28 protein-coding genes are annotated in these 24,665 nt (G+C 69.6%); all 28 read left to right on the top strand.

The features are described from left to right. The first annotated feature begins 1 nt into the window (after position 1). Positions 2–529, top strand: coding sequence for an NADH-quinone oxidoreductase subunit J (locus RN729_RS12980; protein WP_310785417.1), 528 nt, complete (start codon positions 2–4; stop codon positions 527–529). After that, positions 526–855, top strand: coding sequence for an NADH-quinone oxidoreductase subunit NuoK (gene nuoK / locus RN729_RS12975; RefSeq protein WP_310785416.1), 330 nt, complete (start codon positions 526–528; stop codon positions 853–855). Before RN729_RS12980 ends, nuoK begins: the two co-directional genes overlap by 4 nt. Next, complete coding sequence (locus tag RN729_RS12970; protein ID WP_310785415.1) at positions 852–2,978, top strand: NADH-quinone oxidoreductase subunit L; 2,127 nt, start codon at positions 852–854, stop codon at positions 2,976–2,978. The genes nuoK and RN729_RS12970 overlap by 4 nt, the downstream gene beginning before the upstream one ends. Next, entirely contained in the window at positions 2,975–4,585 is a 1,611-nt protein-coding gene (locus tag RN729_RS12965; RefSeq protein WP_310785414.1) for an NADH-quinone oxidoreductase subunit M, read from the top strand. The genes RN729_RS12970 and RN729_RS12965 overlap by 4 nt, the downstream gene beginning before the upstream one ends. A 1-nt stretch (position 4,586) precedes the next feature. Next, a complete protein-coding gene (locus tag RN729_RS12960) occupies positions 4,587–6,110 on the top strand; it encodes an NADH-quinone oxidoreductase subunit N (protein WP_310785413.1) in 1,524 nt (507 codons plus the stop codon). Continuing rightward, positions 6,110–7,477 carry a phosphomannomutase/phosphoglucomutase gene (locus RN729_RS12955; RefSeq protein ID WP_310785412.1) on the top strand — a complete coding sequence of 456 codons (1,368 nt, stop codon included), beginning with the start codon at positions 6,110–6,112 and terminating at the stop codon, positions 7,475–7,477. The genes RN729_RS12960 and RN729_RS12955 overlap by 1 nt, the downstream gene beginning before the upstream one ends. Positions 7,478–7,493: 16 nt before the next feature. Continuing rightward, positions 7,494–8,630: an ADP-forming succinate--CoA ligase subunit beta gene (gene sucC / locus RN729_RS12950; RefSeq protein ID WP_310785411.1), complete on the top strand. Its 1,137-nt coding sequence runs from the start codon at positions 7,494–7,496 to the stop codon at positions 8,628–8,630. Beyond that, complete coding sequence (gene sucD, locus RN729_RS12945; protein WP_310785410.1) at positions 8,630–9,496, top strand: succinate--CoA ligase subunit alpha; 867 nt, start codon at positions 8,630–8,632, stop codon at positions 9,494–9,496. The genes sucC and sucD overlap by 1 nt, the downstream gene beginning before the upstream one ends. 76 nt (positions 9,497–9,572) lie before the next feature. Further along, positions 9,573–10,016 (top strand): CBS domain-containing protein, encoded by a 444-nt coding sequence (locus tag RN729_RS12940; protein ID WP_310785409.1) that lies wholly within the window; start codon positions 9,573–9,575, stop codon positions 10,014–10,016. Between the two features lie 13 nt (positions 10,017–10,029). Continuing rightward, on the top strand, positions 10,030–10,446 hold the full coding sequence (gene ndk, locus RN729_RS12935; RefSeq protein ID WP_310785467.1) for a nucleoside-diphosphate kinase: 417 nt from the start codon (positions 10,030–10,032) through the stop codon (positions 10,444–10,446). Beyond that, positions 10,443–11,036 carry a DUF177 domain-containing protein gene (locus RN729_RS12930; RefSeq protein ID WP_310785407.1) on the top strand — a complete coding sequence of 198 codons (594 nt, stop codon included), beginning with the start codon at positions 10,443–10,445 and terminating at the stop codon, positions 11,034–11,036. Before ndk ends, RN729_RS12930 begins: the two co-directional genes overlap by 4 nt. Positions 11,037–11,132: 96 nt before the next feature. Next, positions 11,133–11,315: a 50S ribosomal protein L32 gene (gene rpmF, locus RN729_RS12925; RefSeq protein ID WP_310785406.1), complete on the top strand. Its 183-nt coding sequence runs from the start codon at positions 11,133–11,135 to the stop codon at positions 11,313–11,315. Between the two features lie 65 nt (positions 11,316–11,380). Beyond that, on the top strand, positions 11,381–12,361 hold the full coding sequence (gene plsX / locus RN729_RS12920; RefSeq protein WP_310785466.1) for a phosphate acyltransferase PlsX: 981 nt from the start codon (positions 11,381–11,383) through the stop codon (positions 12,359–12,361). Next, positions 12,358–13,293, top strand: coding sequence for an ACP S-malonyltransferase (fabD, locus tag RN729_RS12915; protein WP_310785404.1), 936 nt, complete (start codon positions 12,358–12,360; stop codon positions 13,291–13,293). The genes plsX and fabD overlap by 4 nt, the downstream gene beginning before the upstream one ends. Before the next feature lie 11 nt (positions 13,294–13,304). Further along, positions 13,305–14,048 (top strand): 3-oxoacyl-[acyl-carrier-protein] reductase, encoded by a 744-nt coding sequence (gene fabG, locus RN729_RS12910; protein WP_310785402.1) that lies wholly within the window; start codon positions 13,305–13,307, stop codon positions 14,046–14,048. A gap of 102 nt (positions 14,049–14,150) precedes the next feature. After that, on the top strand, positions 14,151–14,381 hold the full coding sequence (locus RN729_RS12905; RefSeq protein ID WP_310759001.1) for an acyl carrier protein: 231 nt from the start codon (positions 14,151–14,153) through the stop codon (positions 14,379–14,381). 49 nt (positions 14,382–14,430) lie between these two features. Beyond that, positions 14,431–15,681 carry a beta-ketoacyl-ACP synthase II gene (gene fabF / locus RN729_RS12900; protein WP_310785400.1) on the top strand — a complete coding sequence of 417 codons (1,251 nt, stop codon included), beginning with the start codon at positions 14,431–14,433 and terminating at the stop codon, positions 15,679–15,681. A 4-nt stretch (positions 15,682–15,685) separates the two neighbouring features. Further along, complete coding sequence (gene purE / locus RN729_RS12895; protein ID WP_310785398.1) at positions 15,686–16,087, top strand: 5-(carboxyamino)imidazole ribonucleotide mutase; 402 nt, start codon at positions 15,686–15,688, stop codon at positions 16,085–16,087. Positions 16,088–16,116: 29 nt separating this feature from the next. Then, positions 16,117–16,605: a 2-C-methyl-D-erythritol 2,4-cyclodiphosphate synthase gene (gene ispF, locus RN729_RS12890; protein ID WP_310785396.1), complete on the top strand. Its 489-nt coding sequence runs from the start codon at positions 16,117–16,119 to the stop codon at positions 16,603–16,605. Next, positions 16,598–17,290 carry a DedA family protein gene (locus RN729_RS12885; protein ID WP_310785395.1) on the top strand — a complete coding sequence of 231 codons (693 nt, stop codon included), beginning with the start codon at positions 16,598–16,600 and terminating at the stop codon, positions 17,288–17,290. The genes ispF and RN729_RS12885 overlap by 8 nt, the downstream gene beginning before the upstream one ends. Next, positions 17,287–18,201 (top strand): site-specific tyrosine recombinase XerD, encoded by a 915-nt coding sequence (xerD, locus tag RN729_RS12880; protein WP_310785393.1) that lies wholly within the window; start codon positions 17,287–17,289, stop codon positions 18,199–18,201. Before RN729_RS12885 ends, xerD begins: the two co-directional genes overlap by 4 nt. A 9-nt stretch (positions 18,202–18,210) precedes the next feature. Further along, positions 18,211–18,753 (top strand): nitroreductase family protein, encoded by a 543-nt coding sequence (locus tag RN729_RS12875; RefSeq protein WP_310785391.1) that lies wholly within the window; start codon positions 18,211–18,213, stop codon positions 18,751–18,753. Continuing rightward, positions 18,714–20,357, top strand: coding sequence for a polymer-forming cytoskeletal protein (locus RN729_RS12870; protein ID WP_310785389.1), 1,644 nt, complete (start codon positions 18,714–18,716; stop codon positions 20,355–20,357). Before RN729_RS12875 ends, RN729_RS12870 begins: the two co-directional genes overlap by 40 nt. An 81-nt stretch (positions 20,358–20,438) precedes the next feature. Beyond that, positions 20,439–21,173 (top strand): 3-deoxy-manno-octulosonate cytidylyltransferase, encoded by a 735-nt coding sequence (gene kdsB / locus RN729_RS12865; protein WP_310785387.1) that lies wholly within the window; start codon positions 20,439–20,441, stop codon positions 21,171–21,173. Then, positions 21,170–22,873 (top strand): CTP synthase, encoded by a 1,704-nt coding sequence (locus tag RN729_RS12860; protein ID WP_310785385.1) that lies wholly within the window; start codon positions 21,170–21,172, stop codon positions 22,871–22,873. Before kdsB ends, RN729_RS12860 begins: the two co-directional genes overlap by 4 nt. Further along, complete coding sequence (gene kdsA, locus RN729_RS12855) at positions 22,870–23,691, top strand: 3-deoxy-8-phosphooctulonate synthase (protein WP_310785383.1); 822 nt, start codon at positions 22,870–22,872, stop codon at positions 23,689–23,691. Before RN729_RS12860 ends, kdsA begins: the two co-directional genes overlap by 4 nt. Positions 23,692–23,722: 31 nt before the next feature. After that, entirely contained in the window at positions 23,723–24,283 is a 561-nt protein-coding gene (locus tag RN729_RS12850) for a hypothetical protein (RefSeq protein ID WP_310785382.1), read from the top strand. Continuing rightward, positions 24,273–24,665, top strand: a 393-nt coding sequence (locus tag RN729_RS12845) for a hypothetical protein (protein ID WP_310785381.1), incomplete at its 3' end; no start/stop codon positions are given. The genes RN729_RS12850 and RN729_RS12845, both read left to right, overlap by 11 nt.

Raw genomic sequence — 24,665 nt, 5'->3', positions numbered from 1 at the left:
GATGATCCAGGACTTCCTCTTCCAGGCCTTCGCGGCGAGCGCGATTCTGGGCGCGGTGATCATGGTCACGCGCCGGAATCCCGTCTCCGCCGTGATCTTCCTCGTCGGCGTGTTCTTCGCGACGTCGGGCATGTTCCTCATGCTGGACGCGCACTACATCGCGGCGATCAACGTGATCCTGTACGGCGGGGCCATCATGGTCCTCTTCCTCTTCGTCCTCATGCTCCTGAACCTGGGGCACGCGGACTGGCGCGACCTGCGGGGACCCGTCGGGGGGCTCATCGGGGGCTCGATCTCGATCGCCTTCCTCGGCGTCCTCACGCGCCTCTTCGTGGGCGGCACGGAGGCCCGGCCGGTCGTGGAGATCGCGGGCAGCGCCCTGCGCGAGGCAGCCGCGGAACAGGGCGTCGTCGGCGTCGTCGCCCGGCCGCTCTTCACGGAGTACACGATCGTGCTCGAGGTCACCGGCGTCCTCCTGCTCGTGTCCATCGTCGGGACGATCCTGCTCGCCCGGAGGGAGCGCACATGAGCGAGGCCGGCATGGCGGGCGCGCTCGGACTGAACGGACTCATCGCCCTCTTCGTGAGCGCGATCCTCTTCTCCATCGGCGTTATCGGGGTCCTGCTGAGGCGCAACGCGATCATCGTCTTCATGTGCGTCGAGCTGATGCTCAACGCCGCGAACCTGTCACTCGTCGCCTTCTCGCGCATGCACGGGATCGAGGGGCAGATCTTCGTCTTCTTCGTCATGGCCGTCGCCGCGGCGGAGGCCGCCGTGGGGCTCGCGATCATCATCGCGATCTTCCGGCACTATGAAGTCGTGGACCTCGACCGCTTCCGGCTCCTGAAGTGGTGAGCCTCGGCGCCGTTTCGGGAGCCGGCGCGCTGTCGGCCGGGGTCGGCGCGTGGCCAGCGGGCGCCGCCGCCCTCGCGGGGCAGGAGGGGGCGGGAGCCGGGTTCCATCCGGTGCTCCCGTGGCTCATCCTCGCTCTCCCGCTGCTCGGCGCGGCGGTGAACGGCCTCGGGGCCTTCCTGTGGCGGGACGACAAGCGGATCCCGACGATCGTCGGCCCCGCGGCGCTGCTCGGGAGCTTCGCCGTCGTCCTCGTGAACTTCATCGGGATGAGCGGCGTGGAACTGCACGGCGCGGAAGTCGTCCGCCTGTGGAGCTGGATCGTGTCCGGGGACCTCAGCATCGGGGTCGACCTCCAGTTCGACCAGCTCTCGATGCTGATGTGCATGATCGTGACCGGCGTCGGGAGCCTGATCCACATCTACTCCGTCGGCTACATGCGCGACGACCCCGGTTATTCGCGCTACTTCTCGTATCTCAACCTCTTCGTCTTCTTCATGCTCGTCCTCGTCCTGGGGGCCAGCTTCCCGCTGATGTTCGTGGGATGGGAGGGCGTGGGGCTCTGCTCTTACCTGCTCATCGGCTTCTGGTACGAGAACCGGGAGTACGCGAACGCGGGGAAGAAGGCGTTCATCATGAACCGGATCGGCGACGCGGGCTTCCTCGTCGCCATGTTCCTCGTCTTCACGGCCTTCGGGACGCTGGACTTCGTTCCCGTGCTCGCGGCGGCGGAGGGGTCGCTCGCGTACGGCGGCGCGCTCGTGACGGGGATCACGCTCCTCCTCTTCCTCGGCTGCACCGGGAAGTCGGCCCAGATTCCCCTTCACACCTGGCTTCCGGACGCCATGGCGGGTCCGACGCCGGTCTCGGCGCTCATTCACGCGGCGACGATGGTGACGGCGGGGGTCTACCTCATCGCGCGCACGAGCGTTCTGTTCGCGCTCTCGCCCGTCTCCCAGGGGGTGGTCGCGGCGGTGGGCGCGGGGACGGCGCTCTTCGCGGCCTCGATCGCGATCCGACAGTACGACATCAAGAAGGTACTCGCGTACTCCACGATCTCGCAGCTCGGCTACATGTTCCTCGCCGTCGGGGTGGGAGCGTTCACGGCCGGCGTCTTCCACCTGATGACGCACGCCTTCTTCAAGGCGCTCCTCTTCCTGGGCGCGGGAGCCGTGATCCACGCGGTGCACCACGCATGGGCGCACGGCGACGACGCACACGGAGACGGGCACGGGGATGCGCACCACGGCGACCCGAACGACATGCGGAACCACGGCGGGCTCCGGAAGTTCATGCCCCGCACGTTCGTCTTCATGTGGGTCGCGACGCTCGCGATCGCGGGGGTGCCGCCGCTGGCCGGATTCTTCTCGAAGGACGAAATCATCTGGTACTCGGGCGCGTACGGATACCCGATCCTGTGGGGCGTGGCGCTCGCGACGGCGCTGCTCACGGCCGTGTACATGGCCCGTCTGATGGTGATGACCTTCCACGGCGGGAACCGGACCTTCGGCCACGGGGGAGCACAGGAAGCCGGGCGTCGCCTGCATGAAGTGCCCGCCGTCATGTGGGCGCCGCTTGCCGTCCTCGCCGTCCTCTCCGTCGTCGGAGGGTGGGCGAACATCCCCGAGGCGCTGCCGCTCCTGCCGACCGTCGATTGGCTGCATCACTGGCTGGAGCCGGTGTTCGCGCCGGCGATCGCCGTGAAGGAGGCGCACGGCTTCGCCCCCGAGTACCGGTCGCCGGTCGGGGGCGGCGAGGCGCTCTGGGCGGGGATCTCCGCCGCGATCGCGATCGCCGCCGTCGTCGGGACCGTCCGCGCGTTGTCGCCGAAGCCGGTGCCGACGGAGGCGGAGGCCGTGGCGCCGACCGGGTTCGCCCGCGTGCTCCACGACAAGTGGTACGTGGATGAACTGTACGACCGCGCGATCGTCCGTCCCTCGCTCGCCCTGTGGCGCGCCTGCTGGCGGATCGTGGATGCAGGCATCATCGACGGCGCTGTGAACGGCGCGGGGCGCGCCGCCCGCCTCCTCGGCTGGGCCGGGGGACAGCTCCAGACGGGCCGGGTGACGACCTACCTCGTCGCCTTCATGCTCGGGGCGCTGCTCGTTCTTGGGGTGCTCTCATGATGGCCCTCTACGACGGGCAATGGATCCTGACGGCGCTCGTGCTCCTGCCTCTCATCGGCGGCGCGGCCTGTCTCGTGGTGCCGGAGGCGCGCGCGAAGACCGTCGCCCTCGCGACGACACTCGTCCTGTTCGCGCTCTCGCTGCCGCTCTTCTGGACCTTCGACACGGCGGAGTCGGGGTTCCAGAATCTCGCCTCCATCCCGTGGATCGAGGCGTGGGGGATATCGTACGCGGTGGGGGTGGACGGAATCTCCATCCTCATGATCCTGCTCACGACCTTCACGATGCCGTTGGCGGTAGCGGGCTCCTTCTCCTACATCCGGCGCCGGGAGCGCGCCTTCTACGCGATGCTCCTCTTCCTCACGACGGGGATGATCGGCGTCTTCGTCGCCCTCGATCTCTTCCTGTTCTACGTGTTCTGGGAGATCATGCTGATTCCGATGTACTTCCTCATCGGGGTCTGGGGCGGGGAGCGCCGGATCTATTCCGCCGTGAAATTCTTCCTCTACACGGCGGTGGGCTCGCTCCTGATGCTCGTCGCGATCGTAACCCTCGCGTGGATCTTCCAGGACGGCTCGGGGGCGTGGAGCTTCGCCTACGAGGATCTCGTGTCGCTCGAACTCGCGCGGCGCGCGCAACTCTGGCTTTTCGCGGGGTTCGCGCTCGCCTTCGCGATCAAGGTGCCCCTCTTCCCGTTCCACACCTGGCTGCCCGACGCGCACGTGGAGGCCCCGACGGCGGGCTCCGTGATCCTGGCGGGGGTGCTGCTCAAGATGGGCGTGTACGGCTTCCTGCGTTTCGGGCTCCCCTTCTTCCCGGCCGCGGCGACGGACCCCGTGGTCGTGAACGCGATGCTCGTGCTGGGGCTCATCGGGATCCTGTACGCGGCCTGGGTGGCGGCGGTCCAGCCGGACGCGAAGAAGCTCATCGCCTATACCTCGGTCGCCCACCTCGGCTTCGTCGTGCTCGGCGTGTTCGGGCTCACGACCCAGGGGATCGAGGGCGGCATCCTCCAGATGGTGAACCACGGGATTTCGACGGGGGCGCTCTTCCTCCTCATCGGGATGCTGTACGAGCGGCGGCACACGCGGGAGATCGCGGACTTCGGCGGCATTGCGAAGGTCATGCCGGTGTTCGCCTTCGCGCTCGTCGTCGTCGCGCTGTCTTCCGTCGGGCTTCCGGGGACGAACGGCTTCGTCGGCGAGTTCCTGATTCTCGTGGGGACGTTCCGGACGCACCCGTGGATCGCCGCCATTGCGACGACCGGTGTGATCTTCGCGGCCTGCTACATGCTGCCGATGGTGCAGCGCGTCCTCTTCAACCGCCTCGATCGCGAGGAGAACCGCGCGCTCACGGATGTGAACCGCCGGGAGCGGCTGATCCTCGCCCCGCTCCTCGCGCTGATCCTGCTCATCGGCGTGTGGCCGGGCCCCTTCCTGAACCGGACGAGGGCGTCCGTGGAAGCACTCATCGAGCACGTGGAGACGCGCTCGGCGAGCGTGCCCGCCGCAGAGCCGCTGTCCCTCGAGCCCGTGCCCGTCGAAGCCGTGTCCCTCGAGGCCGCCTCCGCCGGGGCCGCCTCCGTCGAGGCCGGGGGAGGGGAGTGACGTGAGCCACTGGGTCGCACTCCTGCCGGAAGTCGTCCTGTCGCTGGCTGCGATGTTCATCCTCATGCGCGACGCCTTCGTGCGCCCGGACGCGGGCGGGGCCGCGGGAGGCGCTGGCGCGGGCGGCGACAATCGGCGGATGTCCGTCGACTGCCTCGTCACGCTGTACTCGATCGCGGGCGCGCTCATCGCGAGCCTGTGGCTCATGGACGCCTCCGCCCCGACCGACTCGATGATCGCGCTCGACGGCTTCCGCGTGGCGGCGGACGTGATCCTGCTCGGAGGAGCTCTGCTCGTGGTCTCCCTCTCGCGCGACTACCTGGACCGCGAGGGGCTGCGCTCCCCCGAGTTCCACGCGCTGATCCTCCTGGCCCTCGTCGGGATGATGGTCCTCGTCGCGGCGCGCGACCTCATCCTCCTCTTCGTCGGCCTCGAGCTGATGTCGATCTCCGTCTACGTCCTCACCGGATTCGTGCGGAAGAACCCGCGCTCCTCCGAGGCGAGCCTCAAGTACTTCATCGTCGGTGCCTTCGCGAGCGCCTTCGTCGTGTACGGGATCGCGCTCCTTTACGGGGCCACCGGGACGACGCGCCTGGCCACCGCCGCCGAGCGGATCGCGGCCGCGCCGGCCGGGGGAGACCTGCTCCTCGTCGCCGGCATCGGCCTCCTCCTCATCGGCTTCGCGTTCAAGATCGCCGCCGTCCCCTTCCACATGTGGGCGCCGGACGCCTACGACGGCGCCCCCACGCCGGTGACGTCGTTCATGGCGACGGGAGTCAAGGCGGCGGCCTTCATCGCGCTCCTGCGCGTGCTGACCGTGGATCTGGGGGGCGCGGCCGAAATCTGGAAGGGCGCCGTGTGGTGGCTCGCGATCCTGACGATGATCGTGCCGAACCTCGTCGCGCTGTCGCAGCAGGATGTGAAGCGGATGCTCGCCTACTCCTCGGTGGCCCACGCGGGATATCTGCTCGTCGGGGTCGTCGCGGCCTCCGAACTGGGCCGGTCCGCCTCGCTCTTCTACCTCGCGGCGTACACCGTCGTGACCGCCGGGAGCTTCGCCATCGTCTTTCATGTGGCGGGGCGGGGCGACCGGAACCAGCGCGTGCGCGACTACCGGGGGCTGGGCTGGCGGCGTCCGGTGCTCGGCGCCGCGCTCCTCATCTTCCTCCTCTCGCTGGCCGGCTTCCCGCCCACTGCGGGCTTCGTCGGAAAGCTGTACCTGCTTCGCGCCGCGGTGGATGCGGGGGAGATCTCGCTGGCCGTCACGCTCGTGCTGACCAGTCTCGTCGCCTACTACTACTACCTCCGCGTGGTGTGGAAGATGTACTTCGAGGCGGCGCCCGAGGACGCCCATACGCCGCCGTCTCCCAGGCCGGGGTTCAATCTCGTGATCGGGACCTGCGTGGCCCTGATCCTTCTCGGCGGCCTCTTCCCCGGACGCATCATCGACCGGGCCCACGACGCGCTCGCGGACGCACCCGCGCCGGGCATGGTCGTGCAGGCCGAGGACCCGCCGTCGCCGTAATGCGGATCCATTCCGGAATCTTCCGCGAATACGACATTCGCGGGATCGTCGGGGACGACCTGACGGAGACGGCGGCCGAACTCGTCGGCCGGGCCTTCGGGACCGAACTCGCCGGGCGGCCGTCGCCGCGCGTCGTCGTGGGGCACGACAACCGGCCCTCGTCGCCGGCGCTCACCGCCGCGCTGTGCCGCGGTCTGTGCGCCAGCGGCGTCGACGTGACGACGGTCGGGACCGTCCCCACGCCCACCCTCTATTTCGCGGCGATCGAGTTCGGGACGGACGGGGCGATCCAGATCACCGGGTCCCACAACCCGCCCGAATACAACGGAATCAAGCTTGTGCGGGACGGCGGGTCGCTCTACGGCTCGGCGATCCGGGCGCTCCGGGACCGGATCGAGGCGGAGGACTTCGCGTCGGGCCGCGGGGAGATCCGGGAGGCGGAGATCCTCGACCGCTACGTGGATGAGATCGTCGCGCGCGGACGGGTCGAAGGCGACGTGCGCATGGTGCTCGACTGCGGGAACGGGGTGGGGAGCGTCGTCGCGGTGCGCGCGCTGACCGCCGCGGGAATCGACGTGGACGGCCTCTACTGCGAGTCGGACGGGACCTTCCCGAACCACCACCCGGACCCGACCGTGGACGAGTACGTGCAGGACCTGATCGCGCGCGTCCGCGCGACCGATGCGGACCTCGGCGCGGGACTCGACGGGGACGCGGACCGGATCGGCGCGGTGACCGAGGAGGGGAAGATCATCCGGGGCGACCACCTGCTCCTCCTCTTTGCGCGGGAAGTGCTCGCGGAGCGGCCGGGGGCCGAGGTCGTCTTCGACGTGAAGTGCTCGCAGGCGCTGCCCCGGGTGATTCGGGCCGATGGCGGCGTTCCCGTGATGTGGAAGACGGGACACTCGCTCATCAAGGAGCGCATGCGGGCCGGAGGATCTCCGATATCGGGTGAGATGAGCGGACATATCTGCTTTGCCGACAGATTTTTCGGCACGGATGACGCGATCTATGCGGCGGCCCGTCTCGCGGGTCTCGTGTCTCGTTCGGGTCGCCCGCTCTCCGAGTTGGCGGCGGAGATTCCGAGCTATCCGGCCACGCCCGAACTGCGCATCGACTGTCCGGAGGAGCGGAAGTTCGGCGTCGTGGCGGAGGCCGTGCGCTTCTTCCGCGAGCGTTACGAGGTCATCGACATCGACGGCGTCCGCGTCCTCTTCGAGGGCGGGTGGCTGCTGATCCGGGCGAGCAACACGCAGCCGGTCGTCGTGGCCCGCATCGAGGCGGACACGGAGACGCGGGTGCGGGAGATCGCGGAGGTGGCGCGAACCTTTCTGGCCGGCCAGGGGGTCGACCTGCCGGCAATTTGAAGCGAGATTCGAGGCGATGAACATTCATGAATACCAGGCGCGGGAGATCTTCGTCCGGCACGGCATCCCCGTGCCGGAGGCGGAGGTCGCCGCGACGGCGGAGGAAGCCCGGGCGGCGGCCGAACGCTTCGGCGGGCCGGTCGTGGTCAAGGCCCAGGTCCACGCGGGAGGGCGCGGCAAGGCGGGGGGCGTCAAGCTCGCCGACACGCCGGCCGAGGCGCGCGAGAGGGCCGAAGCCATCCTCGGGATGGAGATCAAGGGGATCGAAGTGCGGCGGGTCCTCGTGGCGCCGGCCGAGGACATCGCGTCCGAGGCCTACGTCGGCATCGTGCTCGACCGGGCGCGCCGGGCGGACACGATCATGGTCTCCTCGGAGGGCGGCGTCGACATCGAGGAGGTCGCCGCGACGATGCCCGAGGCCATCCGAAAGGTCGCGGTGGATCCGCGTTACGGGCTCCTCGCGCACCAGGCGGCGCTCCTCGGACACCACCTCTACGACGACCCCCGCGCGGCGCGGCAGGCCTCGTCCATCATCGCGAAGCTTTACGAGGCCTACCGGGCGAGCGGCGCCACGCTGGCAGAAATCAACCCGATGATCGTGAACCCCGCCGGCGAAGTTAAGGCGATCGATGCGAAGATGAATATCGATGACAACGCCCTCTTCCGGCTCCCGGAGGTCGCGGCGCTCCGCGATACGGAGGCGGAGAACGCGGCCGAGGTTCGGGCGCGCGAGGCTGAACTCTCGTACATCCAGCTCGGCGGCAACGTCGGCTGCTGCGTGAACGGGGCCGGCCTCGCGATGGCCACGATGGACCTCGTCAAGTACTACGGCGGCGAGCCCGCGAACTTCCTCGACATCGGCGGTTCGTCGAATCCGGACAAGGTCGTGGCCGCGCTCGAACTCATCACCGAGGACCCGAAGGTGAACTCGATCCTGTTCAACATCTTCGGCGGCATCACGCGCTGCGACGATGTCGCGAACGGGATCGTGGAGGCGACGAGCCGCATGGAACTGGGGGTCCCGATCACGATCCGCCTCACGGGAACGAACGAGGAGGAGGGCGTCGCGATCCTCGCCTCGCGGGGCTTCGAGGCGATGGTGGACATGGACCGTGCGGTCGAGACCGCCGTCGGACGGGCGGGCGGCGGCTGATGGGGATCTTCATCGGAGACGATACGAGACTCGTGGTCCAGGGGATCACGGGGCGCGACGGCTCGTTCCACACCCGGCAGATGATGGAGTACGGCACGCGCGTCGTGGCCGGCGTGACCCCGGGAAAGGGCGGCCGAACGTTCGACGGCGGCGTGCCCGTGCTCGACACCGTGGAGGAGGCGGTGGCCGAGCGGGGGGCGAACACGAGCGTCATCTACGTGCCCGCGCGCTTCGCGGCGGATGCGGTGTTCGAGGCGGCGGACGCGGGGATCGCGCTCATCGTGTGCATCACGGAGGGCGTACCCGTGGGGGACATGCTGCGCGTGCTCCCGTACGTGCGGGAGAAGGGCGCGCGTCTCATCGGCCCGAACTGTCCGGGACTCATCGTCCCCGGCCGCTGCAAGGTGGGGATCCTTCCCGGCCAGATCGTGCGCGAGGGGCCGGTCGGCATCGTGAGCCGTTCCGGCACGCTCACCTACGAGGTCATCTTCCAGTTCACGCGCGCCGGTATCGGGCAGTCCGCCTGCGTCGGGATCGGCGGAGATCCGCTCATCGGCACGGACTTCGTCGATTGTCTCGCCGCGTTCGAGGCGGATCCGGAGACGGAGGCGGTCGCGGTCATCGGGGAGATCGGCGGGACGGACGAGCAGGTGGCGGCGGAATACGTGTCGCGGGAGATGAGCAAGCCCGTCGTCGGGTTCATCGCGGGCCAGACCGCGCCGCCCGGACGGCGCATGGGGCACGCGGGCGCGATCATCTCGGGCTCCGAGGGGACTGCGGAGGAGAAGATCCGCGCCTTCGAGAGCCACGGGATCGGGGTCGCGCGGAGACCCGCCGACCTGGTCGGGCTGATACGAGAAGGCTAGGGCGGCCGGGGCGGGAACCCTTGGCGGGGGACCCGGGGCAGGGAACGCTGCGACGCAGAACCGGCAGGAGGCGGCAATGAAGGTTCGTGAGATCATGACCCGCGACGTGACCACGGCCGCTCCCGGGATGACGCTGGAGGATGCGGCGGAAATGCTTGCGCGGAGGCGGCTGCGCGCGATGCCCGTCATCGATCACGAGGGCCATGTGCTCGGGATGCTCACGGACCGCCTGCTGATCAGCCGGCTCCTTCCCGCGCTCGAGCGGGCGGACGCCGGCGGGCCGGCGGCCGGAGGCGACGCCGCCGGGGAGGTGCGCGACATCATGGAACGCACCGTGATGTGCGTGAAGGAGGACGAACCGCTGGCCAACGTGGTTCGTCTGATGCTGGACCGGGAAATCGAACGCCTGCCGGTCGTCCGAGAGGGCCAGCTCGTCGGGTTTCTGACGCGCGGCGACATCATACGAAGGCTCCTGCTTCGGGACACGGCGGGCGAAACGGAAGAAACGAAAGGGGAGTGAAGACGTGCAGACGATGACGCTCGCGATCATCAAGCCCGATGCGTTCGGGTCCGGGAAGGTCGGCAGGGTTCTCGCCGCGCTCGAGGACGCGGGCTTTCGCATACGGGGGTCACGGGTCCTGCGGCTCGGGCGCGCCGGAGCCGAGGCATTCTACGCCGTGCACCGGGAGCGGCCGTTCTTCGGGGCGCTCGTGGAGTTCATGACGTCGGGGCCCTGCATGGCGCTCGCGCTCGAACACGAGCGGGCCGTGCCCTACCTGCGCGAGATCATCGGCGCCACGGATCCGGCCGAGGCCGCGCCGGGCACCGTCCGCGCGCTGTACGCGGAGAGCAAGGAGCGCAACGCGATCCACGGCTCCGACTCCGACGAGAACGCGAGGGTCGAACTCGGTTTCTTCTTCGGACAGGTCGACCTCATCGGAAGCGCGTGAGTCCGCGGCGCGCCCCGCGATCACCCGACCCGCCGGACCTGCCGAACCGGCCGGAAACCGCCCGGATCGGACTTGCGGGCCTCGACGCCGGCCCCATCGAGCGGGCGTTTCGGGTCGAGGCGCCGGGTGAATCGCTCGGCGCGTTGCCGCTGCCCTTCGAATACGTCGATGTCGAGGTCGAAGTCCGGCGTGCGGACGGGGCCGCGATTCGCGCCCGGGGAACGCTCGGCGCTCGCGCCGTCGTAGCGTGCCGGCACTGCCTCGAGCCCACGCGGATCGGCGTGCGCGCGAGGTGGGCCGCGCTGTACCGTCCGCCCGGTCGGGTCACGCCCGGGGAAGAGGGGGTCTGGGCGCTGGACGCGGAGTCGGGCGAACTCGACCTGGCGGGGCCGATCCGCGAGGAGTTGTGGGTCAACGCACCCGCCTGGGTGGAGTGCTCGCATGACTGCCCGGGGCTCTGCCCGACGTGCGGCGTGCGGCTCGCGGAAGAGGCCTGTCGCTGCCCCCCGCCGGAACCCGACGGGCGCTGGGCCGCGCTGGAGGGATCGGGAGGCGGTTCGGAGGGCGGTTCGGAGGGCGACATTCCTTGACATTCGAGGGCGAAAAGTGCCAGTTGCCGTGTTCCGCTCGAATCGAACGTCGCACGCGGCACACGAGCCAATGGCTGCCAGGAGTGAGTTGACGATATGGCTGTTCCCAAGAGACGGACGTCGAAGCAGCGCAAGCGCAAGCGGCGTACGCACTACAAGGCGCCGGACAACGCGCGCCAGGCATGCCCCAAATGCGGGGATCCGAAACGACCGCACCGCGTCTGCCCGACCTGCGGATACTACGGGGATCGCGAGGTCGTTCAGATCGACGACTTTTGAACCTCCCGAGCGCGGCCGCCCATCCGGCGGCCGGGCCGGGTAGATCATCTGGGCAGCCGACCGTGATGCGGGTCGCACTCGACCTCATGGGCGGCGATGCCGCGCCGGAGGCCACTCTCGAGGCCGCCGAGGGCGCGCTCGACGCATGGCCGGACGATCTATCCCTCCTGCTCGTAGGCCCGCAAAGCCTCCTCCGTGGAGCACGAACCCGGTTCCCGCGCGACCGCGTGGCGTGGCTCGCCGCGGAGGAGTCCATCGATCCGGCGGAGCCGCCCGCGCTCGCCGTGCGGCGGAAGGCGGACAGCACCATCGTCCGCGGGCTGGAGGCCGTGCGCGACGGGAAGGCTGATGGCTTCGTGTCGGCGGGACCGACGGGGGCCACGGTCGTGGCGTCCGTGCTCACGCTCGGCCTGCTCCCCGGCGTGGACCGGCCGCCGGTGGGCGCCCTCTTCCCGACCGCGACCGGGCGCGTCCTCGTCATGGACGTAGGCGCGAACGTGGACGTCACCCCGCGGCAGCTGCACCAGTTCGCGCACCTGGGATCGACCTACCTGCGCCGGACGCTCTCGATCGAGCGGCCGCGGATCGGACTGCTCAACATCGGGGCGGAGGGCGAGAAGGGAGGAGGCGTCATGGCGACGGCCCACGGCCTCCTCTCCGCCGACCACGAACTCGATTTCATCGGAAACGTGGAGGGACACCGCATCGTGACCGGGGCCTGCGACGTGCTCGTGTGCGGCGGCTTCGTCGGCAACGTGCTGCTTAAATTCTATGAGTCGATCGCCGAGTTCGTGCTCGAGATCTTCCGGAACGCCGGCGTCGGCGAAGGTGGCAGGCTCGGCGAGGCGCTGCGCTTCCTCGACTATGCGGAGTACGGCGGCGCGCCCCTGTTCGGCGTGGCCGGGGTCACCGTCATCTGTCACGGGACCTCCCCCCCGCGCGCGATCATGAACGGGATCCGCACGGCGGCCGACTGTGCCGCCTCGCGCTTCACTTCCGTCACTCGCACGTCCCTCGCCCGGATGCCGCAGGAGAGCGGCTTGTGAGCGGGGTCGCGCTCCTCTTCCCGGGACAGGGGGCCCAGTACGTGGGCATGGGCCGGGACCTGGCGGAGGACGATGGGTCGGTGCGGGAACTCTACGAGCGGGCCGACGACACCCTCGGCATGCCGCTGAGCCGGATCTGCTGGGAGGGGCCCGAGGAGGAACTCCGGGCGACGGAGAACGCGCAGCCCGCGATCATGCTGCACTCCTTCGCCATCTGGCATCTCATCGCCGCGCGCGCCGGGAAGCCCGGCATCGGCGCGGGACACTCGCTCGGGGAGCTGTCGGCCTACCTCGTGTCCGGTGCCTTCGGCTTCGAGGACGGTCTCCGGATCGTGCGGGAGCGCGGACGGCTCATGGGGGCGTCGGGCGCGGACCGGCCGGGCACGATGGCCGCCATACTCGGGTTGGATGCCGAATCCGTTGCCGACGCGTGCGCGCGCGCGACGGAGGCTGGAGGGGCGGCCGTGCCCGCGAATCTCAACGCGCCCGGCCAGGTCGTCATCAGCGGCGACGTCGAGGCCGTGGCTGCGGCCGGCCGGCTCGCCTCGGAAGCCGGCGCGCGCCGCGTCCTCCCGCTCAACGTGAGCGGTGCGTTCCATTCGCCGCTCATGGCGACGGCGACGGACGGACTGGCGGCTGCGCTCGAGGGGGCGGCCTGGCGGGAGCCGTCCTTTCCCATCGTCTCCAACGCCACGGCGACGCCCGTGACGGGCTCGGAGGAGGCGCGGCGAACCCTCATCCTGCAGCTCACGTCGCCCGTCCGGTGGATGGAGGGGATCGACCGTATCCGCGAGGCGGGGACCAAGCGCTGGCTCGAGGTCGGACCCGGCAACGTGCTCTCGGGCCTCGCCCGCCGCATCGATCGAAGTCTGCGCGTGACCGCGGTCGGGGATTCTCGGTCCGTGGACGGCTATCTCGGATCTTCGGACTGAAGGGTGCCTGAATGAGCGAATTGACGGGGGAGATCGCCATCGTCACGGGAGCGACGCGCGGCATCGGGACCGCGATCGCGACGGAACTGGCCCGGGGAGGGGCGCGCGTTGCCGTGGTCGGCACCGGAGCGGACCGGGCCCGGGCCGTGGCCGAGCGCCTGCCGGGAGAGGGCCATGCGGGCTTCGGCTGCGACGTCTCCGATCCGGAGGCGTGCCGGGGACTCGTCTCGGACGTCTCCGGGAGCCTCGGCGACGCGACGATCCTCGTGAACAACGCGGGCATCACGCGCGACAACATCGTCCTCCGCCTCAAGGACGAGGACTGGCGCGCCGTGCTCGATACGAATCTGTCGGGGGCGTTCTATCTCATGCGGGCCGTCGCCCGCGGCATGATGAAGCGGCGCACCGGGAACATCGTGAACATCTCCAGCGTCGTGGGCTTGACGGGAAACCGCGGCCAGTCCAACTATGCGGCGGCCAAAGCCGCCCTGATCTCGCTCACCCGAAGCGTCGCTCAGGAGCTTGCGAGTCGCGGTGTGCGGGCCAACGCCGTCGCGCCGGGGTTCATCGCCACGGACATGACCTCCGGACTGCCCGAGAGCGTTCAAAAAGCCATGTCGGAGAGGATTCCCCTCGGCCGGCCGGGGTCCCCGGAAGATGTCGCCACGGTGGTGCGATTTCTCGTCGGTCCCGGGGCTTCGTACGTTACCGGGCAGGTGATCGTCGTCGACGGCGGGATGGTCATGCAGTCGTAGCGCCGACGCGGCATATTCGGTCGCCGGTACGATCGCTGGAACAGGGTCGGGAAACGGCGGGGCCGCGGGTCGGTCCCCTTCATACAAGGAGAACACGCAATCATGGACAACGCGGCACGCGTGCGGGAGATCATCGCGCAGGAACTCGGCGTGGAGCAGGAGAAGGTGGTGGACGACGCGAACTTCGTCGATGATCTGGGCGCCGACTCGCTCGATACCGTCGAACTCGTGATGGCTTTCGAGGAGGAGTTCGGGATCGAGATCCCGGATGAGGACGCGGAGAGGATGCAGACGGTCGAGGAGGCCATCGCCTACCTGAACGAGAAGGTCTAGGGATCGCGGCTTTCGCGCCGGCCGCCGGCAGCCGCAGGCCTTTCATTTCATGAGAAGACGTGTAGCGATCACGGGGGTTGGCCTCGTCACCCCGATCGGGCTCGACCCCGACTCGACCTGGGACGCGCTCATCCGCGGCGAGAGCGGCGCCGGGCCCATCACGCAGTTCGATACCACCGACCATTCGGTGCGCTTCGCCTGCGAGGTGAAGGACTTCGACCCGGCCCGGCACATGGACCGCAAGGATGCCCGGCGGGCGGACCGTTTCCTCCACTTCGCGATGGCCGCGGCGGACCAGGCCGTGACCGAGGCGGGCTTCGCGGAGGGGTTCGGAGAGCTTCCTCCGGATCGGGTCGGCGTGCTCATCGGCGTCGGGATCGGCGGGCTTCCGCTCCTCGAGGCTCAGCACGAGAAGCTGCTCGCCGGCGGGCCGCGGCGCGTCTCCCCCTTCTTCATCCCCATGTTCATCCCGGACATGGCTTCGGGCATGGTTTCCATGCGATACGGGGCGCAGGGCCCCAACTACGCGACCGTGTCGGCCTGCGCCTCCAGCGGCCACTCCGTCGGGCTGGCCTTCCGCTCGATCCGCAACGGCGAGGCCGATGTGATGATCACGGGGGGCAGCGAGTCCACGATCACGCCGCTCGCGGTCGCCGGCTTCGCGAACATGCGGGCGATGTCGACGCGCAATGACGATCCGAAGCGGGCCTCGCGACCCTTCGACGCTCACCGGGACGGGTTCGTGCTCGGGGAAGGCGGGGGGATGTTCATCCTCGAGGAGATGGAACACGCGAAGGCACGCGGCGCCCTGATCCTCGGGGAACTCGCGGGCTTCGGGCAGAGCGCGGACGCCTACCACATGACGGCGCCGGTGCCGGATGGATCGGGGGCGCGGCTCGCCATGGAACAGGCGCTCGACGACGCGGGCGTCGACCCGACGGACATCGGGTACATCAACGCGCACGGGACCTCGACGCCCGCGAACGACGTCTCGGAGACGAAGGCGATCAAGGATGTTCTGGGCGATCACGCCTACTCGATCGTCGTGGGTTCGACGAAGTCGATGACGGGACACACGCTGGGAGCGGCGGGGGCCATCGAGGGGGCGATCTCAGCCCTCGTCTGCAGGCACGGGATCATCCCGCCCACGATCAACTTCGAGGAAGCGGATCCCGAGTGCGATCTCGAATACGCCCACGGAGGGGTGATCGAGCGGGAGGTCGAGGTCGCGCTCTCGAATTCTTTCGGGTTCGGCGGCCACAACGTCTGTCTGGCCGTTCGGCGCTGGAACGGAGACTAGAGGAATGAGTTCGGTACTCGTGATGATGGGGTCGGAATCGGACATGCCCACGATGGAGAAGGGCGTGGCGATCCTTCGGGAGAACGGCGTGGAGGTGCAGGTCGAGGTGAGTTCGGCCCACCGGCAGCCGAAGCGGACCGCGGACTTGGCGGAGGGCGCGGCGGCGGCCGGCCATTCCGTCGTGATCTGCGGGGCGGGACTGTCGGCGGCGCTCCCCGGCGTCGTGGCGGCGCACACGTCGCTGCCGGTGATCGGCGTTCCCGTTTCGGCGGGCACGCTCGGCGGGCTCGACGCGCTCCTCTCGTGTGCGCAGATGCCGCCGGGCGTCCCCGTCGCCGCCGTCGGCATCGACAACGCGAAGAACGCGGCCCATCTCGCTCTCCGCATCCTGGGCGCGAGGGGCTAGCGCAGACCGGCCGCTCGGAGGTTCGTCCGGTGCGAACCGGCGTCGGGTACGATTCCCACCGTTTCGATGAGACGCGGCCCCTCGTGCTGGGGGGCGTGTCGATCCCGAACGCGCCCGGACTCAAGGGACACTCCGATGGGGACGCGGTTGCGCACGCGATTACGGATGCGCTCCTGGGCGCGGCGGGCCTCGGGGACATCGGCGCGCTCTTCCCGGACACGGACCCCGCGTACGAAGGCGCCGACTCCGTCGAACTTCTCGCCCAGGCGGTGTGCCGACTGCGCGAGGGGGGACTCCGGGTCGTGAACGTCGACGCGACCGTCATCGCCGAGCGGCCGCGCATCGGGCCACACGCCGAGGCGATGCGGGAGCGGCTCGGCCGGGCGCTCGGCACGGGGCCGGGCGGCGTGTCGGTGAAGGGAAAGTCGAACGAGGGGATGGGATGGATCGGACGGGGCGAGGGCCTCGCCGCCATCGCGGTCGCCACGGTGTCCGGGGCCGAGGGGGACGGTGACTGAGGTCCCCGGCGTTCAACCCCTCCTCGACTTCCTTATCGCCCTCCCGGCGGTCACGGCCTACGCGCTCATCACCGTCGGGTCCGCTCTCGAGAACATCTTTCCGCCCGTCCCGTCCGACACCTTCGTCGTACTCGGCGCCGTGCTTGCGGACCGGGGCTCCCTGCAGCCTCTCCCCGTCCTCCTCTGCGCGTGGATCGCGAACTCCGGCGGCGCCATGGTCGTCTTCGGGTTCGCGCGCCGGCACGGCCGAGGGGCGTTCGAGACCCGGTGGGGGCGGCGCCTCCTCCGCCCGCACCAGTTCCGGCGCCTGACCCTCTTCTACGAGCGGCACGGGTTGTGGGCCATCTTCTTCGCCCGCTGCCTGCCGGTGCTGCGTGTGGTCGTCCCCACCTTCGCGGGCTTCACGGGGTTGGGGGCGGTGCGTGCGATGGCCCCGGTCGTCGCCGCCTCGCTCCTCTGGAACGGGCTTATGCTCGCGGGCGGGATGTTCGCCTCGCGAAACGTGGACCGCCTCATGGCGCTTCTCGGCCAGGTGAACGCGTGGCTCCTCGTCGTGGCCGTCGTCCTCATCGGCGGCATCGTCGGCTGGTGGGTCCGAAGCCGGCGGGAGGAGGCTCCACCGGCGTCCACGGAGCCCGACGACGACTCCGGCGGCGACGCCGACGGGCCGCGGGTGCCGCCGTGACCGGAGAAAGCCCGGGGATCGAGCGCGCCTTCCACCTCGAGTCCTTCCGCGACCACCTCGGCTTCGAGCGGGGGCTCTCCCCGCGCACCATCGACGCGTATCTGCGCGAGGCCCGGCGCTTCGCGGCGTTCGCGGTTTCGGAGGGCGTCGCGGAGCCGGCCGGAGTCACGTACGGACTTCTCCGCGACCACGTCGCTCGCCTGGCCGGGGAGGGACGAGCGGCCTCGAGCGTCGCGCGCACTGTGTATGCGCTGCGCGGCTACTTCCGCTTCCTCATCGTCGAGAACGCGATCGAGTCCGATCCGAGCGAACGCCTCGAAGCGCCCAAGGCGGGGCGCTCTCTGCCCGACGTGCTTTCCGTCCACGAGATCGAGGCGCTGATCGGAGCGACGGACCCGGAGAGCCGCACGGCGCCGCGGGACGAGGCGATGCTCGAGATGCTCTACGGCTGTGGGCTCCGGGTGTCGGAACTCGTCGCCCTGCAGGGAAGGGAACTCGATCTGGAGGAAGCCCTCGTGCGCGTGCGAGGGAAGGGGGGAAAGGAGAGGTTCGTTCCCGTCGGCGCGGCTGCGCGCTCGGCGGTGCGCCGATACCTTCGAACCACCAGACCGGCGCTCGACCGGGGGCGATCCGCCGGACACATCTTCCTCAATGCCCGGGGGTTTCCGTTGAGCCGGATGGGCGTCTGGAAGATTCTGCGCCGCCACGTCGAACGTGCCGGCATCCTGAAGCGCGTGACGCCCCACACGCTGCGCCACAGCTTTGCGACTCACCTGCTGGAGGGGGGGGCCGACCTCGCGTCGGTCCAGGAGATGCTCGGACATGCAGACATCTCGACGACCGAGATCTACACGCACGTGGACCGGTCGCACCTGCGCCAGATGCACCGCAGCCACCATCCGCGCGGGTAGGCGACGCTCATGAGGTTGACCCGCCTCCTCCACCTGTCGCGCAACCGGCGTCCGGTCAAGCGCTTCCGCGACCGGCTCGTCGAACCCGAGGTCGTGGAGGCGGTGCTGGAGGCGGCACGCTACGCCTCGTCCGCTCGGGAGGCGCAGCCATGGCGCCTCGTCGTCGTGCAGGAGGCGCTCGCGCGCCACAGGATCGCCGCGGCCGCCTTCAACCATCCGCACGTGAGGACGGCGCCCGTCGTTGTCGCCTGCTGCGCGCGGATCCACTCGCACGTGAGCGGCACGGGCCGCCCGAGCTTCGCCATGGATCTCGCCGCCGCGACCCAGACGATGATGCTGGCGGCGGCGGATCTAGGGGTGCAGTCGAGCTGGGTGTACGGCTTTCGGGAGGGTGACGTCCGCGAGATCCTGAGCGTGCCGGAGCACGTTCCGATCGTGGCCCTCTTCTGCCTCGGATATCACGATGGGCTGGCGGAGCTGCCGGAGCGGCTGCCTCGCGAGGAGGTGATCGCGTGGGACCGCTGGCGGACGCCGGTGAGGGCCGCGAAGTGAAGCGCCTCGGCCTCGCGGCCGCGCTCGCCGCGGCTTCGGCCGCCGGAGTGCCGGCCGCGGCGGACGGGCAGGAGGTGTGGCTGGCGGAGGAGCCGCGGTCGGAAGCGCAGGCGGCGCTCGAGGCCTTCCTCGAAGCCGGCGGCTTCACGGTGTGGACGACGGACACGGTCCTGGCGCGGGGAGACACGGTGCCGGAAGCCGTCCTTCTGCTCGAAGGTACGGCGCGCATCGCGGGACGGATCGAGGGCGATCTCTATGTCGTCGACGGCGACCTCTTCCTTCGCTCCGGCGCCTCCATCACGGGGGACGTGGTCGTGCTCGGGGGAGGGTTCTACGACTCGGACGTGGCGGAAGTCGAGGGAGCCGTCACGTATCGTCCGAACGAACCGCTGCGCGTCCGGCCCACGCGGGGCGGTTTCGAGATCATCCCGGAGATCGACCCGGACCCCGCCTTCGAATTCGACGGCACGTACGGCTTCCATCTCCCCACCTACGACCGCGTGAACGGCCTCGCCTTCCCGGTCGGCGCGTTGGCCCGCCTCTCCGCCGTTCCCGGCCGGCCCGAACTCGCGGGCGGCATCACGTGGATCCCCGCCCGCGGGGATGTGGACTACCGCCTCCACAACTCGTGGCTCCTCGGCGAGCGCGTCCGACTGGGCCTGTACGCGACCAGCGCGACCGTGAGCAACGACAACTGGATCCGGCCGGTGTGGTACAACAGCCTGGCGCACTTCGTCGCGGCCGACGATGTGCGCAACCACTACGACGCGAAGGAGTTCGGACTGGAACTGGAGTGGGTGTCGCCCGAGCCGCCCGTGTGGGAGGATGCGCCCCGCTGGCGCGTCGTCGTCGCCGGAGGAAGGGAGGAAGCGGAATCGGTCCGCCGCCGCAACGTGACCGTCCTCATCGGCGGGGAGTACACCAACGCCGTCGAGTGGTTCGAGCCGGCTCTGTTCATCAACAGCGGGAGTATCTGGTTCGGGCGTCTGGGTTTTGATTGGGCCGTCGCCGGCCGCGGCGGGCACATGGCGTTCGGGCTCGCCGCCGAGGCCGGATTCGAGGATGATATTCGGCGGATTGAGGTTGGGCCCGCGATCCCGGGGACTCCGAACATTCCCCCCCGCCTGTACGACTTCCTGCTGCTGGAGGGGCGCTTCTCTCTCCGCCGCGTGACGCCGTCGGGGCATGCCGTGGAAGCGTTCGCGATCGGACGCCTCGACGTCACCGGCCTCCTGCCCGAGCAGCGCTACTCGACGATCGGGGGCATCGGGACCCTGCCCACGATGCCGCTGCGGGGTCTGCGCGGCCCGCGCCTGCTCTACGCCGAAACGACCTATGCGATCCCGCTTCTCGGCGATGCGGCACTCGGGGGGTTGGACGCCTTCGCACGCGGCAGCGTCGGGGGCGTCGGTTCGGAACACGGCGACTTCGATCTGTACGGCTCGATCCAGGGGGGACTCGCCCTGCGGATGTGGGATTTCCGGCTCGAATTCGGGGCCGCCGCCGGCTCCACGGCGGAGCCCGGAGATCCCGGTCTTATCGGCTTCGTGGAGGTCCGAACCCGCCGCTCCGCGCGACCCGGCCGGATGCCGCCGCCGCGCTGATTCTTTTGACAACCCCGGAGCGCAAGTCTAGCTTTTCGCGATGCCGCTCCGGACCGTCTCCCGGCCTCCCCAGCGATGGGCGTGATCTGCGTCCTTCCCGCACGTATCTCCAGCACCCGTATCTCCAGGAAGCCCCTCCAGCCGCTGGCCGGCCGCACGCTCCTTGAGTGGTGCTGGCGCGCCGCTTCGGCGATCCGCTCCTTCGACAGGGTCGTGATCGCGACCGACAGCGACGAGATCGAGGGCTGTGCGCGGGGGTTCGATGCAGAGGTCGTCCGCACGCGGTCGGACCACGCCTCCGGCACGGATCGCGTGGATGAGGCGGCGGACCTTCTCGGCGCGGCCGAGGACGACGTCGTCGTGAACTTCCAGGCGGACGAGCCGTTCGTGGACGGCGGGGCGATCGAGGGCGCCGTGCGGAGGGCGGAGGAGGTCGCGACGATCGCGGCCCCGATCCGGGCGGATGAGGAGTGGCGATCCCCGGCCGTGGTGAAGGTCGCCCGGGCCGCCGACGGAAGGGCGCTCTACTTCAGCCGCAGCCCCATCCCGTTCTCCCGGGACGAGCCGGAGTTCGGCACCCGTGCGCGGCTCCGCCACGTCGGCGTGTACGCGTGCCGGCGCTCCGCTCTCAAGCGGTGGGCGGCCCTGCCCGAATCCACGCTCGAACGGGCCGAGCGGCTGGAGCAACTGAGGGCGCTCGAAGCGGGCATGCGGATTCACGTCGAACTCGGTCCGTGGACCGAGCCGGGGGTCGATCTTCCTGCCGACATCATGCGGGCGGAGAGAGTATTGTCCAGCAAGGAGGTGCGGGGATGACGGGCGAAACGTCAACGACGAAGTACATCTTCATTACGGGAGGCGTCGTCTCCGCGCTCGGGAAGGGGATCACCGCGGCCTCGATCGGGCGCCTGCTCGTCGAGCGGGGCCTGCGCGTGACGATCCAGAAGTTCGATCCGTACCTCAACGTCGATCCCGGGACGATGTCGCCCTTCCAGCACGGCGAGGTCTACGTGACGGACGACGGTGCGGAGACCGACCTCGACCTCGGCCACTACGAACGGTTCATCGACGAGTCGCTCTCGCAGGCGAACAACGTCACGACGGGCCGCGTCTATCAGGACATCATCACGAAGGAGCGGCGCGGCGATTTCCTAGGCGCGACGGTCCAGGTCATCCCGCACGTGACCGACGAGATCAAGATGGCGGTGCGGCGCCTGGACAAGGGCCACGACGTCGTGATCACGGAGATCGGCGGAACCGTCGGCGACATCGAGTCGCTCCCCTTCCTGGAGGCGATCCGGCAGTTCCGGCAGGATGTCGGGCGCGAGCACTCCCTCTTCATCCACCTCACGCTCGTCCCCTGGATCAATGCGTCCGGCGAACTGAAGACGAAGCCGACGCAGCACTCGGTGCGGGAACTCCTGAGCATCGGAATCCAGCCCGACCTGCTCGTGTGCCGTACGGAACACGACCTCGACGACGGGATCAAGAAGAAGATCGCCCGCTTCTGCAACGTCGAGGTGAACCGGGTCATCGAGTCCCGCGACGTATCGACGATCTACGAGCTCCCGCTCACCTATCGCGCGCAGGAGGTGGACGACCGCGTCTGCGAGCAGTTCGGGTTCGACACGCCTGCGCCGAATCTTGACGGCTGGATGGCGATGGTGGACCGGATCAAGAACCCGGCGAACGGCAGGGTCCGGATCTGCGTGGTGGGGAAGTACACGGAACTCGTGGACTCCTACAAGTCGATCGCGGAGGCGTTCATCCACGGCGGCGCCGTCAGCGATGTCGAGGTGGATGTCGAGTGGCGGTCCGCGGAGGATGTGGAGGCGCGGGGGACCGACTTCCTCGAGCCCTTCCACGGCGTTCTCATCCCGGGCGGCTTCGGGGAGCGCGGCATCGACGGGATGCTCGACACGATCCGGTTCGTCCGGGAGCGCGAGGTCCCCTATTTCGGGATCTGTCTGGGTCTGCAGTGCGCCATCATCGAGTTTGCGCGCAACGTGTGCAATCTCCCGACCGCGCACTCGACCGAGTTCGACGCGAAGACGGACCATCCCGTGATCTCGCTCCTTGACTCGCAGCACAAGGTAACGGACATGGGCGGGACCATGCGGCTCGGCGCCTACCCGTGTCTGCTTCAGCCGGGATCCCGGGCGCACGGCGTCTACGGCGCCGACGAGATCTCCGAGCGGCACCGCCACCGGTACGAGGTCAACCCGGCCTACCGGGAGACGCTGGGCGCGCAGGGGCTGGTCTTCAGCGGCATGTCGCCGGACGGGGGACTCGTCGAGATGCTCGAGCTTCCCGAGCATCCCTACTTCCTCGGTACGCAGTTTCACCCGGAACTCAAGTCGCGGCCGACGAAGGCGCACCCGCTCTTCGCGGCGTTCGTCGAGGCGGCGCTGGCGCGGCGGGACGCACCCCTGGACTCCGCCGCGCGGAACCGAACGGCCGAGGGGTGGGCGGACTCGGCGGCGGCCGGGACGAGCGGGGTCACGGTCGGGAGATGAAGCCGGGGCGTCCCTCTTTTTTTTCGGGTCGCCGGCGTACATCGCTCTTTCTCATCGCGGGGCCGTGCGTGCTCGAGGGCGACGCCTTGAACTTCGAGGTCGCGGATCACCTGGCGGAGCTCGGGGAGCGGCTCGACCTGCCTGTGACCTTCAAGGCCTCGTTCGACAAGGCGAACCGGAGTTCCGCGTCGTCTCCCCGGGGACCGGGTCTCGACGAAGGCCTGGCCGCGCTCGCCCGCGTGCGCGACCGCTCCGGACTCCCGCTGCTCACCGACATTCACCTCCCCGAACAGGCGGCGCTCGCGGCGGAGGTCGTGGACGCCCTCCAGATTCCGGCTTTTCTCTGCCGGCAGACGGATCTGCTGCGGGCGGCGGCCGCCACGGGCCGGCCGGTGAACGTGAAGAAGGGGCAGTGGATGGCCCCGGAAGATGTCGGCGGCGTCATCGGGAAGCTCCGTGAGGCGGGGGCGCGGGAGATGGCGGTGACGGAGCGCGGGTTCGCCTTCGGCTACGGGCGGTGGGTCGTGGACATGCGGAGTTTCGGCCTCATGCGCGAAGCGACGGGTTGCCCGACGGTCTTCGACGCATCCCATGCCGTGCAGTTGCCGGGCGGGGAAGGGTCGCGAAGCGGCGGGGAGCCGAAACACATCGGGCGGCTCGCGGCGGCGGCGGTCGCGGCCGGGGCCGATGGCCTCTTCATCGAAGTGCACCCGGACCCGGGCGCGGCGCCTTCCGACGGGTCGAACATGCTGCCGCTCGCCGAACTCGAGCGTGTGGTGGACCGGGCGCTGCGCGTGCGCGAGGTCGTGGCGGTCTGAGAGCCCGGTACCCATGAGCCCGAGACCCCCGATGGATCGTCGACTCGCCGAGTCCGTCCGCTTCGTCTCCCTCGACGTGGACGGCGTCCTCACGGACGGTTCGATCTGGATCGGCGCGGACTCGAACTCCGCCCTCGGCGCCGCGCGTGACGTGCGTCGTTTTCATGCACTCGATGGCCTGGCGATCCGGATGATGCAGCGGGCGGGACTCGTGGTTGCGTTTCTCAGCGGCAAGCGATCCGCTGCCGTCCGCCTGCGGGCGAGGGAGCTGGATATCGCGGAGGTTTCGCTCGGTTCCGGAAGGGGAAAGCTTTCGGCGCTTCGGGGTATGCTCGCGCGACGCGGTTGCACCTGGGACCAGGCTGCGCACCTTGGCGACGATCTGACGGACCTCGCCGTCATGGAGCGGGTGGGGTTGCCGGCCGCCGTCGTCGGCGCCGTGCCCGAGGTCCGGGCCGGCGCGGTGTGGGTGGGGACGGTGCCCGGCGGGGCAGGGGCCGTGCGCGAATTCGCGGAGGCCCTGCTCGTCGCCCGAGGGGAATGGGACGGGCTGGTGACGGAGTTTCGAGAAGGAGGACGGTTTGCGGGTTGAACGGGAGGCCGGTGCGGACTGCGCGCCGGCGCGGGCGAGCGGGGTCGATGCGCCGGGGGGACCGGTGCGGCTCGGCCTGTTCGCCCGGGTTTCGCTGTTGCCGTTTCTCCTTGCGTGCGGGTCCGGCGATGCGCCTCCGACCGCGAGCGAACCGCTGCCGGAGGGAGTGGACACCGCCGTGCGGGGGATGCGGACGTTCGTCACGCGCGATGGCGTCCGGCGCGCCGTGGTCGAAGCCGACACGGCGGAATGGCGCGAGGACAACGAGATTCACCTGCGCCGAATGACGCTCACTTTCTTCGATCCGAACGGACTGCAATCGACCGAGGTGACCTCTGCGTTCGGGATCTTCCATCAGCTCACGGGCGACCTCGAGGCCGAA

This window comes from Candidatus Palauibacter polyketidifaciens, from assembly GCF_947581785.1.
GTDB classification, from domain to species: domain Bacteria; phylum Gemmatimonadota; class Gemmatimonadetes; order Palauibacterales; family Palauibacteraceae; genus Palauibacter; species Palauibacter polyketidifaciens.
This window is presented reverse-complemented; position numbering and strand designations above follow the sequence as displayed.